Annotated in this window: 9 protein-coding genes; 5 read left to right on the top strand and 4 right to left on the bottom strand. The window is 43.0% G+C overall.

Annotated features, from left to right (window positions below; translation table 11 throughout):
• Positions 1 to 130: 130 nt before the first annotated feature.
• Both IHV80_RS23110 and IHV80_RS23105 read left to right on the top strand, forming a co-directional pair.
• Positions 131 to 1,156 (top strand): HD-GYP domain-containing protein, encoded by a 1,026-nt coding sequence (locus IHV80_RS23110; RefSeq protein WP_192891139.1) that lies wholly within the window; start codon positions 131 to 133, stop codon positions 1,154 to 1,156.
• 40 nt (positions 1,157 to 1,196) lie between these two features.
• Positions 1,197 to 6,119 (top strand): ATP-binding protein, encoded by a 4,923-nt coding sequence (locus IHV80_RS23105; protein ID WP_226088561.1) that lies wholly within the window; start codon positions 1,197 to 1,199, stop codon positions 6,117 to 6,119.
• 77 nt (positions 6,120 to 6,196) lie between these two features.
• Here IHV80_RS23105 and IHV80_RS23100 read toward each other — a convergent pair whose 3' ends face one another.
• Positions 6,197 to 7,087, bottom strand: a complete 891-nt coding sequence (locus tag IHV80_RS23100; RefSeq protein ID WP_192891137.1) for a LysR family transcriptional regulator — start codon at positions 7,085 to 7,087, stop codon at positions 6,197 to 6,199.
• 249 nt (positions 7,088 to 7,336) lie between these two features.
• Between IHV80_RS23100 and IHV80_RS23095 the strand changes: the two genes are divergently transcribed.
• Positions 7,337 to 8,512 carry an MFS transporter gene (locus IHV80_RS23095; RefSeq protein WP_192891136.1) on the top strand — a complete coding sequence of 392 codons (1,176 nt, stop codon included), beginning with the start codon at positions 7,337 to 7,339 and terminating at the stop codon, positions 8,510 to 8,512.
• Positions 8,513 to 8,792: 280 nt separating this feature from the next.
• On the opposite strand, the gene IHV80_RS23090 is transcribed toward IHV80_RS23095, so the two are convergent.
• From IHV80_RS23090 to IHV80_RS23080, 3 genes are all read right to left on the bottom strand, one after another.
• A complete protein-coding gene (locus IHV80_RS23090; protein WP_192891135.1) occupies positions 8,793 to 11,549 on the bottom strand; it encodes an immune inhibitor A domain-containing protein in 2,757 nt (918 codons plus the stop codon).
• A 48-nt stretch (positions 11,550 to 11,597) separates the two neighbouring features.
• The gene (locus IHV80_RS23085) at positions 11,598 to 11,942 is read right to left on the bottom strand and encodes a hypothetical protein (RefSeq protein WP_192891134.1); all 345 of its coding nucleotides are present in this window, start codon (positions 11,940 to 11,942) and stop codon (positions 11,598 to 11,600) included.
• A 543-nt stretch (positions 11,943 to 12,485) separates the two neighbouring features.
• Positions 12,486 to 13,451, bottom strand: coding sequence for a hypothetical protein (locus tag IHV80_RS23080; RefSeq protein WP_192891133.1), 966 nt, complete (start codon positions 13,449 to 13,451; stop codon positions 12,486 to 12,488).
• A gap of 153 nt (positions 13,452 to 13,604) precedes the next feature.
• On the opposite strand from IHV80_RS23080, the gene IHV80_RS23075 reads away from it, so the two are divergent.
• Together IHV80_RS23075 and IHV80_RS23070 are read left to right on the top strand one after the other, a co-directional pair.
• Positions 13,605 to 14,066 (top strand): Lrp/AsnC family transcriptional regulator, encoded by a 462-nt coding sequence (locus tag IHV80_RS23075; protein WP_192891132.1) that lies wholly within the window; start codon positions 13,605 to 13,607, stop codon positions 14,064 to 14,066.
• Between the two features lie 149 nt (positions 14,067 to 14,215).
• Positions 14,216 to 15,778, top strand: a complete 1,563-nt coding sequence (locus tag IHV80_RS23070) for a methyl-accepting chemotaxis protein (RefSeq protein WP_192891131.1) — start codon at positions 14,216 to 14,218, stop codon at positions 15,776 to 15,778.
• Positions 15,779 to 15,859: the final 81 nt, after the last annotated feature.

Below are 15,859 nucleotides of genomic sequence, written 5' to 3'. Positions count from 1 at the left end.
CAGCGTTAGTTTGATGTCACTCGAAGATCTACCCTCCATTTTTAACAATCATTTGTCATTTTCATGTTGAGAGGTAAGAAAAGCCATCTACACTATGATTATAACTGTTTGATTTTTATACGAGGTATCAATGAGTCGTAAACCTATAGTGTTAGTCGTGGATGACACCCCGAGCAACTTGGATGTGTTAACAGCAATACTCAAAGATACCTATCAAGTAAAGGTCGCAATTAACGGTACCATCGGTATTAAAATTGCCAAGATGGTGCCGCAGCCTGATCTTATTCTCCTCGATATCATGATGCCTGACATAGATGGTTACGAGGTATGTCGTCAGCTGAAAGCTCAGCCAAATACGGCACATATACCCGTCATATTCGTTACCGCTAAGATTGGTCCAGAAGCCGAAGTGAAAGGGTTATCTCTAGGTGCTGTTGACTACCTGACGAAGCCAATTACACCTGAAATCGCGCTGCAGCGTGTGAAAACTCACATTACTCTTTATGACCAGCAACGCGCGTTGTTCAGTCAGGTGAAAGAGAAAACTCAAGAGATCAATCTGGGTAAGCTAGAGACCCTTAACATATTGGGTAGGGCGGCTGAATTTAAAGATAATGAAACCGGTATGCACGTAATGCGTATGAGTCACTATTGCGAGATCTTAGCCAAAGCTTTAGGTATGACAGACGAAGATGCAGAAACTTTACGTGATGCCGCTCCGATGCATGATATTGGCAAGATTGGTATTCCAGATAGTGTGTTACTCAAGCCGGGTAAATTAGACGCCGACGAGTGGACCATTATGCAGAAGCATGTCGAGTATGGTGTTGAGATCCTTGGAAGACAGAGTGACTCCAAGCTGATGCGCATGGCGATTCAGGTAGCACAATATCATCATGAAAAATGGGATGGCAGTGGTTATCCAAACCAGATCGCGGGTGAAGAGATCCCTTTAGTTGGGCGTATTGCAGCGGTCGCTGATGTGTTTGATGCCTTAACAGCAGAAAGACCCTATAAAAAAGCGTGGAGCGTCGATGAAGCACTCGCCTTGTTTGAAGAGCAAAAAGGTAAACACTTTGACCCTCGAATTGTCGATTTACTGTTCGAAAACCTACCTCAAATATTAAGCATCAAAGAGCAATTTAAAGATGAGTAATCGCTTAACGTTGACGCTATATCATTTTGTGGTTTCTATTATGATCGTGTTGTTAGCGTGGCCGTTGATCATTCGCAGTACGAATGCCGCTGAAGTGACGGAGGCTCAGTTAAATCAGTGGTTAGAAAACAAGCCAACCGTAACCTTTATCGCCCTTACAGACCATTACCCTTATTCCTTTATAGATGATGACGGAAAGGTGTCTGGGATAATAAAAGATTGGGCATTAGATCTTGAAAATAGATTTGGTGTTCATGCTCGATTTATCAGCGTGGGCTCACGTGTTGAGGCGAAAGAAGCCTTGTTAGATGGACGAGGCGATATCTTCCCATTTCAACAGTTTGATCCCAGTGAGGGTGGGCGGTTTCTTGCGAGTGAGCCGTATATTCCTTATCAGGTAGCTGTGATTGTTCCTATCGACAATAAGATTGATACTAACTTGGATCAAAATTATAAGCGTCGTATTGCTATGGTTAATGAAAACATTGACTTGGAGCGCGCAGGAGTGAGATTGAGCTCTGTTGAGAGAGTCGATTTTGAAAATGTTATTGATGCGGTACGAGCTTTAGGGGAAGGCGATGTTGAAGGCATTGTAGGTGAGCCAATTACCACCATGGATCTTGCAAAAAAGATTGGTGTTCATGATTTAGCGGTCAATTATGTTCTGGAGCATTGGAAAAGGTTAGAAGCATCAATGGTGGTTCGAACCGATGAAACAGAGCTGCTGACGCTAATAAACAAGCAGATTGAAACCTTCGATGTGGGCAATAAGAACCAGATTCTATCAAAGTGGTTAGACAGTTCTCCTTATCGAGTGCCATTAAAGGGCGTATTCGGCTTTGGTAACCCTCCGTATATGTACCCAGACAGCACCGCAGTAGGCCTAGAGCACGACATTCTTCAGCGTGCTCTCAACGATATGGGATACAAGATAGGTGACGTTGTCACTCTTCCTCCAAGTGCAGCTAGAAAAGCCATTGATAACAATAACTCGATTGCTTTTGTTTCAGGTGTTCAGTTTGACGACCCGAATGCCCATTTCTTGAGTGATAGTGTCCTTGATGTTGAGTTTGTTCCGGTTTCACTCGCTCGACGAAAACTCAATCTCCAATCCCAGAAAGAACTGTCATTAGGTGCTCTCTTGTATGATGACAGCTCACCAATTAAAAACTCAGTTGAAGTACTGAATGGTAATTTAGACATCGAGCATATCGAAGATTATGAAAGTCTTGAATCGGCATTCTCACAGCTGAGAGCTCAAAACGTTGATCTGCTAATGGTAGAGAAACGAGTATTGAAATGGTTTATCACCAACACCCGCTTTATTGAAATGGCAGAGCTAGAACTGCATGAAAACTACAAAGTCACGTATCCAATCTACGTAGATTTTAAGAGTGAAGAGCTTAGGGATAGCTTCAATGTAGCGATAACAAACCTTAAGCAAACTGATGACGGCTTAAGTCAAATCATTGAGACCAATGTCCAGAATGATTTAAGCCAAGTTCTTAAGAAAGCGAGTATTATCGCTCAGATATCGGCCTATTTTATCGTAAATGACCGCTTTGAAGAATTGTCAGAGATCTTTGAAGTTTTTGATACTGACAGTTCATTCCAAGTGATCACCGCTCAAGCTGATAATAGTAATCGCCCTATTAAGTCTTGGAACATCGGTAACTTAGTTGATGATCATGGCGAGAAAAAAAACACCTCTCACTTTGCGTCGGTAACAAAAATAGCAAATTATCGAACTAAGGGAGGAACGATCAACTCTGGTTCCATGACTTTCTATTTTGATACTAAATCACTAGAACGAAACCACGCTTATTTTCCTGCGGTTGAACAGTTTGATTCGTTTGGTGAGTCGGCCAAACGTTATATTGCAGATGTGTATCAAGCAAACAATTTGATTGGTGAGATTTTAAATTTAAGCCAACAAGAAAGACAATGGATCAAAGATAACCCTGATGTGAGGATAGGCATTGACCCCAACTCTCTCCCTTATGAGGCGGTCTCAAATACCGGAGAGTATATCGGGATGATTGATGACTATTTAACGCTTATTGAGCAAAAAACAGGGTTAAGTATTAACCATGTTGACGTTGATAGTTGGTCAGAGACGAGAAGTTTGGTTGATCATCATGAGGTAGAACTGGTCTCTGCTGCTCAAGAAAATCGCTCTTTGGGAGAAAATGTCAAGGCAGCTAAAAGCTTGTTTTCAAGTCGCTTGGCCATCGCATCGAGAAGAGATGTTAGTAGTTTGGTGCTTGAAGAAGCAACGGCTTGGAAAATTGGTATTTCGAAGTATGGGGCAAACACTAACGCTATTGTAGATAAATACCCAAACGTTGAATGGGTGTATGTCGATTCAACGGCAGAAGGTCTTAATAGACTTGATGATAATACCTTAGACGGCATGATCGATACCGTTGATGTCCTCAACTATCTTATTGATTCATTTGGTCATCGAGGGGTCGGGATTATTGGTCGACTTGATTTCTTCCTCTCACCGACCTTACATGTTCTCAAATCTCAACCTTTGCTTTTTTCCATTGTGAATAAGGCGATTGAGGGTATTTCTGCAGAAGAGCATCAACAGATATCAGCGAAGTGGGCAGCGCCAAAAGCGATAGAGAGAGTCGATTATGAATTGGTTTACACCATCTCCGCTTTTTCTTTGATCATTGTGTTACTTATTGTTTTCTGGAATCGAAAACTCGCTAAGCAGATTAGCATCGCCAATGATGCCACAGACGCGCTTAAGAAAGCTCAGGAGCAGCTTTATAACATGCTCAATAGCTCCCCAATTGCTGCTGCTGTCGTATTTGAAGAGAGGGTTCGTTATGCCAACGACACAGCGAAGCGCTTATTCGGAGTTGAAGACCGAGAACTGTCCTCTATCGACGTGGTTTCTATTCACGACTCTTTAGATGTTCGTGATGAAATCCATAATGAGCTTGGCCTCAATGGCAAGGTTGAAAACCGAGAGTTGGTACTTAGGAAGTCTGATGGAACCCGCTTTGTTGCATTAGTCAGTTACTATTTGTTTGAGTTAGATGGTGAAGTAGCCACGCTGTTCTGGGCATTCGACATCTCTGAGATGAAGCGCCTGAACGAACAGTTGGAAGAAGAGAAAGAGAGAGCGGATCTTGCAAGCCAAGCGAAGTCTGAATTCTTAGCGAATATGAGTCACGAAATCAGAACGCCAATGAATGCCATTATTGGTCTGTCTTATCTCGCGATTGGAGAAATCTCAAACCCAGTAGCTCGTAATTATATTGAGAAGGTTCACCGTTCTGGTCACTCACTCTTAAGCATTATTAACGACATTCTTGATTTTTCGAAGATAGAAGCGGGGCAGCTTTTCATTGATAACATTCCATTTAGCCCTATGGCGACCTTTAATGATGTCATCGAGCTGATGGAATCCAAAGCGTCTGAAAAACAACTCGACTTATCGATGTCTGTTGACCCTGAGTTAGATAGTCCGATGAGGGGCGATCCGTTAAGGTTGTTTCAAGTCATTCTCAACCTTATTGGTAATGCCATTAAATTCACTGAACATGGACATGTGGCATTAACCGTTACTCTCGTTGAATCTGATGATAACAGTGTAAGTATGAAGATCCGTGTGTCTGACACAGGAATCGGCATATCAGAAGAGAATCGACACAAGCTGTTCCAAGCATTTAGTCAAGCGGATAGCACCACGACACGAAGATTTGGTGGTACTGGTTTAGGTCTGAATATCAGCCAAAAACTGGTTCATGCAATGGGAAGTGAAATATCAGTGGCTAGTGTGCTGGGTAAAGGGAGTGAGTTCTCCTTTCCACTCACTTTACCTAGATCAAACGAAGAGGAATTATCGCACTTCAAGTCTCAAGAACTGCAATTGGATTACCAAATAGAGTTCAAAGGCCAAAAAGTGTTGTTGGTTGAAGATAATGAGTTAAACCAAGATCTTGCCTTGGCATTCTTCAGTCGCTCTAATCTGGATGCCGACCTTGCTGAGAACGGAATAGAAGCGCTCGCGTTAGCTCAAAATAATGATTACGAGATGATCTTTATGGATCTTCAAATGCCAATTATGGATGGATTTGAAGCGACTCAGTTGATTCGTGAGTTTGATCAAGACGTTCCTATTATTGCGATGTCGGCCAATGTGTTTTCCGATGCGAAACAACGAGCAAGGGAAGCGGGTGTAACCGATTTCTTAGATAAGCCGATTATTATTGATAAGGCGACTTCGTTGATCTGTAAGTACATAGTGCCAGAAGTGTTGATTGAAGGGCAAACGTCACCGGAGTCGTCTTCGAACACAATACAGGCCAGTGACCCCAACAGTTCAAAACTAATCTCGGATGCTCCAACGGTTCTGCCCGTTTTCTCGCAGCCTAGATTTGAGCAACTGACCTATAATGATGTGAAACTGCAGGCCAAGATGCTCGATAGGTTCTGCCAAGGTGCGCCTGGCATTATGTTGGAAACGCTCGAGAGCTTAGTACAAGGTGAATGGGTGGCGTTAGAGCGGAATTTACATACCCTAAAAAGTATGGCGGCTTCAATTGGTGGGTTGAAATTAGCTGAACTACTCATTGATTTAGAAAACAAAGCCCATAACAAGGCGTGTAATGAGCAGGATCTTAAACAAGGTGAATTTGAGCTAATTGAGCTGATTAAAGAGCTCGAGAGCAGCTTTGATATGCCTTGCGCTGAAGAAGCTGATGCGGCGTGTACTCAAGAAACCGAGCTAAGTAGTGATGAAGCATTGGATTCACCTCTTATCACGCAAGAGCAGCGTACTAAATTGTTATCACTGCTCGAGGCTTATGATAACGATGCAACTCAATATGTGACTGAGTTACTGGCACAGTACCCGCATTCTGTTGTTCTTAAAGATGTTCGAAGTGCGTTAGATAACTACGACTTTGAAGGAGCTAAAGAGGGGCTTGGCGCTTCTGAGTAGCTGTCTTTTACATATTTACTCCAACATTAAAACCTTTAGCTCTTGTCGCTAAAGGTTTTAAGTCTATTTGTACCGAACTAATTGCTGACGTTTTGTTTGATTAGCTCGATAACTGTGTTGTATCTGTGCGGCAGTTTTCGGTTTCGCTTCTGAACCAAATACAGCGTTTCCTCAACTTCTACCTTTGGCGGCACAACGTGTAGCTTGTCTCTTTCAGGGAAGTGCTCAACCGCGCCAGCCGGTAATACAGTAAAACCTAACCCTTTTGAAACTGGCAGCAAGATTTGGTGAAGCTGATTGATGTAGCCAGACCTTGGTATCTCATTAACATTGATGTTCGCTAAGTCTTTATCTCCACACAGGTCGAAATACAAAGACAGATAGTGTGCAGAATCTGGGTGCGCAATCAGCCCAATGTCATTCAATACTTGCGGTGTGATTTCTAAATCAGCAAGGCTGTGGTGGACGATAAGACACAATGCTTCTTTGCCGATGACTTGGCTTTGGTAGTAGCTGTCGTTCGGGGAATGCCTAACAATGCCGATATCGGTAGTCCCTTCGATTAGGTCATTCAATATCTTTTTATTTGGAGCTGCTTCTAAGTTAATGCTGAGCTCTTGGTGTTGCTGCTGAAGCTCAAGAAGCTTGGGGTATAAGCGTAATGAGAGTGAACCTGAACACGATAGGTGGCACTGGCCTGAATAGGGATTATCAAAGCTGAGCGATTCAAAGAGATCTTCTTGGTCTTTCTCTAGCTTGAGCGCATAGCGATACATAATCCGCCCCTGTTCAGTCAGCTCGAAGCTCTTATTTTCCCGAGAGAGCAAGTCACAATGACAAGCTTGTTCAAGCTTCTTGATATGCTGGCTGACTCCAGGTTGTGTCATGTACAACTTTTCAGCCGTTTGGGTGAAATGTCCGACTTCAACCAGAGTCTTAAATGTATTGAGCCAAAGTGGATTGATCATACTCACCTCTAAATGCTAAAGCCTATGGATAACAAGGCTTATAAATAACAAAAAATTATTATTATCTTAAGTAATGATAATTTCAACTCTATAGCGTAAATCAGCGAAGATCAGAGCACCTTTGGTGGAATATTGTTCGAGGTATTAAGAGAGTGGTCATTCACTTGAATTAATCACACGTAACAAAGTGTTGCGACTTTGTTGGATTTTTGGTCTAGTGATCAACTGTGCTCATATTTAGGAAAGAAGATGAATAGAAATGTTTGGCTGCTCTCACTGTGTCAGGCCTTATTGATGACAGGGAATATATTACTGATCTCGGTGATTGGCTTGATAGGCAAACAGATTGCACCCAGTGTCAGTATGATTACTTTGCCAGTCGCCTTACAGTTTTTGGGCTTAATGGCAGCCACCATTCCTGCGTCTCTAATTTCAGGTAAATTAGGGCGAAAACGAGGGTTTAGTATCGGTAATGTGGTTGGCATTACCGGAGCGAGTCTCGCAACTTACGCGTTATCTCAGCAACATTTCTATCTGTTTTGCTTCGCCACATTTTTGCTTGGGATAGGTATCGGTTTTGGTACACTTTATCGTTTCGCTGCTATCGAAGTGTGTGATGAAAATGCGCGACACCGTGCGATCTCTATCTCTATGGCTGGTGGAGTATTGGCGGCGGTACTCGGGCCTAACTTAGCGATCATGTCTCAACAATGGTCAGCAGATGGTTTGTACATCGGTGCTTTTGCTTCGCTGATCGGCCTAAACATATTAGCTTTAGCGTTGTTACAAACAATTCAATTCCCTAAGGTCTCTCTTAATAGTCAGGCACCCAAAGCCGATCCTTTAAGTGTGATAGTTAAAGCGCCGAACTTTATTGGTGCGGTGTTTGCAGCCATGGTTGCTTACGCTGTGATGAACATTTTGATGACTGCAACGCCACTGGCGATGATTGGCTGCGGATTCGATTTTACTAAGGCTGCTGGTGTCATTGAGTGGCACGTCTTGGGCATGTTTGTGCCTGCATTCTTTACGGGTTCTCTCATCGAGAAGTTCGGCTCAAGAATGATGATCCTTGCGGGTGGTGTGTTATTTGTTGTGAGTATTGCCATCAATATCCATGGGGTATCAATTTGGCACTTCAGAGCCGCTTTGGTTGTGCTTGGTGTGGGTTGGAATTTTATGTTCATCGCTGCAACAGGCTTGTTTAGCCAGTCTTATCAATCACAAAATAAAGCCAAGGCACAAGCGTTTAATGAATTTGTTGTGTTTGGTTGTGTGACCGTCACGGCGCTACTGTCTGGTTGGTTGGAATCAACAGTGGGTTGGCAAAATCTCAATGTTTATGTTCTACCGTTTGTTTTGGCGGTTATTTTATTGTTTGCATTCAGTGCTCGTAAGTCACGCATTCAAAAGCAACCGGTGTAATGGTTGGTGGAATGGTGGTTCAGTAGTTCGTTACTGTGATTAGAACCTTAGTATCTCGAATTGCGACAAATAAAAAGCCCTACCAAATCGGTAGGGCTTTTGCTTACGGCTTAAATAATAACGTTTTCTTAAAACTGCTGTCGTGGGGTGAAATCTGATGACAACAGTGCTTAAGCTTGCTTGTAAGTACGCGTGATAACGCCGCGTACTTATTTTGATGGTCTATGTTTATGAGCAATGGTCTTTGGTCTATTGTTTTAGACCTTAGACCTAGGATGATTTACAGGTCGACCAAAATTGTCTTGGTCGTAATCCCGCCTTGATCATCGATTATCTTCAGTGTCACTTCGTGCTTTCCGTATGAAGGGAAGATTGAAGTGAATGTACGACCTCGTTTCACCTTACCGTTTGGAAGTGTCCACTCGGTATCAACAATACGACCATCACTGTCTGAACTTGTTGACCACATGGTTACCCAACGACCTAAGTGGATGTACTTAGCACTCGCTTCTGGAAGAGCGTTTGGAGATTCAACACTCACTACGGAGCTAAATGAATCGGTAGTGCCTTTGTCGTCAACAACAGTCAAGCTCACCGTGTATTCACCAGCTTGCTCGTAAGACCAAGTTGGTGCCACTTCGTTGCTTGTTGTGCCGTTGCCAAAGTCCCATAGATAACTGGTGATCTCGCCGTCTTGATCTGAGCTGAAGTTACGTGAAGAAACGTTCAGGTCAGTAACATTGAGCTCGAAGCTCGCAGTAGGGGCGACGTTATGTTGGCTTACTTTAGATAAGCGCACCACACCGTATTCGTTGTCGTTACTCTGATTCAAAATATCAACGGCTAAGCCAAACTCCGTTAGGATACGTCCTGAATCAGGCGCCTGTGGAGACGTGTAATCTTGGTCGTCAGAGAAACTAGCATTGCCAAGCAAACTAGTATCTTCAAGTACATCATTGTCGCTGTTTACAAGACGCATTGGAGTATGATCTTTGAGTGAAAACGCAGCATCACGAACTTGGTAACGAGTTTGAGCGACTTCACCGGATTTTTCCCAGGTCATGGCATTCTGGTCGGCATCGACCACACCTAACCAACCTTCACCTGGGTGTTTGCCTACCCAGTTATCAGTCAGCGACTCATCTACGTACCAAATGATTAAACCCGGATCGAATGAGATCAGTTGACCCATGCGTTTGATGTTGGCTAGACCTTCATCAACGTCCATGTGGCTACGCCATTGCAGCAGGTAGTAGTGTTGCGCTTGGTGGAATCCATTACTCAGCTTGTAGCCATTTAGGGCGAAGGTGGAGTTGCTTTCACCATCGTCTATTGAGGTTGCTTCACCATCAACGATCACACTGAGATTATCTAGATAGAAGCCTTCCATCGCCAAGCCACCATCGGTGATGTACTCAAACGAAAGCTCTATTTCTTGGCCTACCCATTGTGAAACGTCAAACTCGGCGTCAATCCACCCGTCAGATTCGCCGCCAATAGCAGGAACGAGGCCAGTATTGTATGGGTCATCCATTGAGGTGATGTTGCCTGCAATAGCTTGTCCATTCACGAGTACGCGCGCAAAGTCGTAGTCTTTCTCAATCTGGTACCAAGTTTTGAACGAAAGCAGTGCAGAATCACCCGCTGGAATCACCAACTTGCGTGTCATACTGTTTTTCAGGTCATCGCCTTTTTGGGAGTGGAATGAATACTCACCAGCAAATGGTTTTAAACCTTCGATCTGTTTTTCTGGAAGATCCACTTTAATCATGTTCGGACGGCTGTTATCCGTCGTTTGGAACAGCGTGTAAACTTGTGGGTTGTCTTCTAGGTCATTAATCGAGATTTGATCATCGTTAATCCAACGACCGCCAATCGATTTTTGTAGGAAGTGTTTTGCCCAAGAGCTGAATGCCGTTGGTTGTGTGCCACCAATTTGACCAGCCCAGCTACCTGAAGACATGATCGACCAATAAGAAACAGGCTCACCTTTACCTGTGTATTGTGTGTCGTATTCGTCTGGCAGACCTAAATCGTGGCCATACTCGTGAGCACATACCCCAGCTGCGGCATCAATAGGTTGAATGGTGTAATCGAATGCCGCGTATTGTCCACCAAAGCGGTCAGGAAGAGAGCTAGAGGTACCTTCAAGCACATGTGTGCGACCAAGGTTGAATCGGTGAGACCAGATAGCATCTGGGCCTAATACGCCACCACCTGCTTCTTCGCCAACAGATGCGTGGAACACCATTAGGTGATCAATTACACCATCCGGTTCACGGAAGTTCCCGTCACCGTCGTAATCGTAACGATCTTCGATGTCGTAATCGGCTAGGTTGATACTAGGATCTTGAGCCAATTGATTCAGCGCTTCGCGAACCAGTTCTTGTGCGTTGAGATCGTTGTCGGTCGTCGGGGAGTTACCACCATAGAATGACGCAGGTTTAGAGGCGCGATACCAACCAGCAGCTTGACCTGCAACGCTGTAACTATCCCCTGATTCGCTTTGATAATACTGACGCATCGAGATTAGGTTTTCGCCGTTTGGCCCTGTGTAGCCAGAGTTTGAAAACAGCAACTCTTGATAATGTTCAGGGTTGTAGCTCTCGTAGAGCATTTGCGTGTGCTCTTCGGTCAGCTTGTTGTCATCCCAGTTCAAATCAGGGAAATCGACCAATAGAGCGAGTACTTTATCGGTACGCTTGGTGCTGACTTCCAAAGCAAAGACACTCGCTTTTTTAACGCCAGACCCTTTTTCGATGGCTTTGAGTATTTTTGCTCGTTGTTCTAACGCTTTTTTACCGAATTGAGCATCGCCTTTAAAGCCGGAATTAATCTTATTTTTCAAGTAACGGTCAAGTGCATCCTGTTTTGCCACATCAGTTGCATCTTGCTCGACTAAGCCTTGTCTTACTAGCATTTCAATCAGTTTGTCTTCATTAACAACACCTAAATCAATCGGTGTTTTAGCATAACTACTGACGCTAAATAGAGTAAGCATTGCTGAGGCCAACAATGTTTTTCTCATTATCTTCATTACATTTCCTTTTTTGTATTTCCATGTCGATGTCAGAATCAACTTTCCTTATTCTGAACGGTTGTCCGAGTTCGGTTTAATACACTCTTTTGGTGTTTTAGATATCTGACGTTTATTAGTTGATTTGTTTGTATTAACTAACTTGCTTGTATTCGCTATCTCATTTGTATTTTCTGTTTCTTGTCTTTTTTTTGAATCAAACGGAATGCTCTTTACTTGTTTCGCGTTGAGATAGAGACGCAAAGCTTCTTGATTGTCCTCGTAGGTTAAGCCCGGACAAATAACGCCTCTTTCAATCAATGAGTTGAGTAACAGTTCATCATTCTCAATGGTGGAAGCCTGTGACAGTGAGGAAAAAATTAGAACCATTGAAGCCATTGTTTTGTGTGACATTTTTATATCAAGCCATCAGTTATGATTATGTAACAAAATATATTTATAAAATTAGTCAATCAAATGAATAATTATTACAAATCATTATTCGTTCAGGTTTCAACATTAAGAGTTAATATCAAATAAGGAGGGTTATTTATTTTATTGTCAGTTATTTAGTAAGGTTGGGCGCATTAATAGCTGATATTTTTAATATTTAATAACATGGCTAGGTAAGTGGTTATTCTGCTTCAGAGCGCTTTATGCAAGGTGTGACGTTATAATTAATCAAACAAATATTTTATTGTCGGTGTTAAAAAAATGCATGTAATAATTGAGTGTTTAGTAAATATCCATCCTCAAATTATTTTCACTCGAAATATCAATAATTAGGCTATTAAGCATGATTTAAAGTGCTTCAAGAGAACTGATTTCACAATAGTTCAATGAAGAGGGGTTATTCAGATGGCAAAAGAGCCCGTGTTTGGGCTCTTTCAGTAACAGACTATTCTTACTTTTAGCGATGGACCGGTCTAACGTTCAGCGGCAAACAATGCTGACGTGCTATGACTGAGACACATCGCGATAAAAATAACGCTCACAAGTACTTGGATTAAAGCGTTTGATGGCGTTTGATATCAAAGCGACAACTAATACAGAGAACACGAGTCTTCCCCAAAATATCGTGTAGAAGTCCGCACCAACTAATAGGATCAGTAATGTGTCTTCAATCAGGCTGTGGAGAAGGTTGAGCAGCATGATTGCGGTGAATACATCTCTAGCAGAGATATGTCCTCGTTTCGCTTCATTGATCAATAACCCACCACCGAATGAAAGCCCAAGCGTGATACCAATGATGGTCAAATTAGTCGCGTCTTTGCTGATACCCAATAAACGTAAGAAAGGGCGTAATAAAATAGCCATTAACTTTTCAATGCCTAACAGCTTTAATACCTTCAATAAGAGCAATAGCGTAGAGATCACCATGAAGATAACGGCGAAGTTCATGAGCTGATCAATTCCCCAACTTATATAGCTTGTGTTTTCTGACGATTCTGGCTGCCAAAGCACGGTTGCTGGGTAGTTGAGTAAGTCTCCAAATTGATAAGTGACATTCAGCAACCATGCTAAGACTAAACTTCCTCCCACTCTCACTGACAAGGTCGCCAACCAGCTTACGCCTGCCTTTTTTGCGATAGCGCCTTCAATTGGCAGTGAATGGGCGAGCAACATCATGCTGCCTAGCACGGAGGCTTGAGCGATAGTGAGAGGAACATCGGAATTGATTAAAATAATTATCCCGGCATAGATGTTGGTGAGTATGGTGGTTGCCCATACCAACCCCATCTCTTTCGGTAACCCGACGCTTTCCATTATCGGGCTCAACCATTCGCTAAGAATAACGATACCTCCAAGCTCTTCGATGACTTTTATCACGATGATGATTGGTATCATGATTCGGAAAAGTGTCGAGGTGACATCAAAAATCTCTTTGAAGAGTTCTTTAAAAAATTGATAGGTTGATTTCATTGTTACGACCATGGTTCGATTATGGGGTATGAGAAGATCTTACCGTGATTGTTGTAATGATAATTTCAAAATAGTGTTTCATAGTCAGTTAAGATTTTTTATTTGTTGTAATATTGGAAATTATTAACTCATAAATTGGCTTTGTAAGAAATTATGGAAATTGACCGCATTGATAGAAGTATTCTCGTGGAGCTTCAAAAGAATAATCGAATTCCCAATCTGACACTGGCTGAGCTTGTCGGGTTGTCGCCTCCAGCTTGTTTAAAGCGAGTGAAACGCCTGAGGGAAGAGGGGGTGATTGTCGGTGACGTATCCATCATTAACCCCGAACTGACCGGTAACAAGATGACTTTACTGGTGTCTGTGGAGATGGAGCGTGATCGGGCGGACATTTATCAGATATTCCGCGGATCTATTGTCAAAGCTCCAGAGGTGACTCAGTGTTACCAAATCTCAGGCAGCTATGACTTCATGCTGATTGTTACGGTTAAAGACATCCAAGCGTATGAAAACTTTGTTGAGCGAGTGCTTCGTAAAGACTTAAACATTCGTAAGTTCCACACTTCAATTTCGATGCGAACAGTAAAATTCAGTACTGCTGTTAACTTGGAATGATCCTGGTGTTTTGTTATCTCTGTGACGTACCCGCTCATATTTGTATAAAAAGCAGTCATTTACAAAAATTGTGACGTTCATATTTTGTCATAATTTAAATTATTGTATATATTCGCCTGCTATAACGTATAAATACAAAAGTTAATAAAATGAACGTCAGCTCAGCTTCTCTAACACGTGAAACGCTTTTAAACGAAAGCGAACAGCTTGTATCAACCACCGATCTCAAAGGCGTGATTACTTACAGTAATGATGCTTTTTGCCGTATTGCAGAATACAGCCAGCAAGAGTTGCAAGGGCAACACCACAATATTGTCAGGCATTCTGATATGCCCAAAGCCGCGTTTGCGGATATGTGGGTTAACCTCAAGCAAGGTAAAGCGTGGCGTGGAATTGTAAAAAACAAAACGAAGTCCGGTGGCTTTTATTGGGTCGACGCCTATGTCACGCCAATTTACGATAATGGTAAGGTGAGTGGCTATCAGTCTGTTCGTGTTAAACCCAAAAATGAATGGGTGCAGATCGCAGATAAAGCTTACCAAGGCTTATTGAAGGCTGAAAAGTCGGGGCGTCAATGGTCGCTACAGATCAGTGACAGTGTTCGCTATGCCGTGTTGTTGGGTTCTTTGGCCGCGCCTCTGGTTTCAAACCTAGTCGAAGTAGGGCAAGTGTCGCAATGGCTTCTGAGCTTGCTTCCAGTTTCTGCATTGGCACTCTTATTCAGACAAGAGCTTATTGATACGCCTTTGCAGCTTAAAAAATTGCAGTCGAAATTCGACAGTGTGAGTCGTCTTGTCTACTCAGGGAATAGTAAGTTCTCTATCGCCGATTTCCATTTAAAGCTGTTGTCTGCGCGAATCAAAACAGTGTTAGGCCGTATGACTGATTCAGCCAAGCCGTTACAAGATTTAGCCGACAATCTTAACGCGACGTCTTACCAAGTTTCAGATGCCTTAGATCAACAGACGAAGGACATACTTCAAGTCCGTGAAGCAACGGAAGAAGTGGAGGTGACAGCGAATGAAGTGTCATCTCGTACTGAAGAAGCCCATCAAATTGTCGATGTTACCCTGCAAACTTGTGCGGGCGCGAAAGAGAGTATTAACCAAACACATCGCAACCTCGAAAGCTTGGCTTCACAGGCCGAGAAAGCAACGCACACGACTTACCAACTGAGCGACCAAGCGCAAAGTGTCAGCAAGATAATGGAAGAGATCGGTGGCATTGCCGAGCAAACAAACCTTTTAGCCTTGAACGCAGCGATTGAAGCGGCGAGAGCGGGTGAGCAAGGACGTGGCTTTGCGGTGGTTGCTGATGAAGTGCGTGCGTTATCCGGTCGCACATCTAAGGCGACGGTTCAAATCAAAGAGAGCATTGATACTATGCTGACGACGATTGAAGGTTGGCAGAAAGATATTTTGGCTAACAGAGAGCAAACGGACGCTTGTGGTGATGTGGCAAAAGTGAGTGCTGAACGATTGTCTGAAGTTGAAACCTTAATGCAATCGATGAACGAGTTAATGCAGTCGGTTGAAAGTTCTGCGCATAAGCAACGTCAGTTATCGAGTGATGTAAACCTTCATATGCAGTCTATCGCGTCAACCGCTGAGCAAAATCTAGTGGCGACACATTCAGTCAAAGATCATTCGAAGGAGCTCAAAGAGCAAGTGAATGAATTCTATCAATTGGCGAAGCGCTTCGAAGAAAAATAGCTGCCGCAGCTAATCTGAGTCAGATTTAATAGAAAGCCTTGCGTATTGTGCAGGGCTTTTTCATAGGTGAAAGGTGATGGT

It is taken from the genome of Vibrio bathopelagicus (assembly GCF_014879975.1).
GTDB classification, from domain to species: domain Bacteria; phylum Pseudomonadota; class Gammaproteobacteria; order Enterobacterales; family Vibrionaceae; genus Vibrio; species Vibrio bathopelagicus.
The sequence above is the reverse complement of the archived record's forward strand: the minus strand, read 5'-3'. Positions and strand labels throughout refer to the sequence as shown.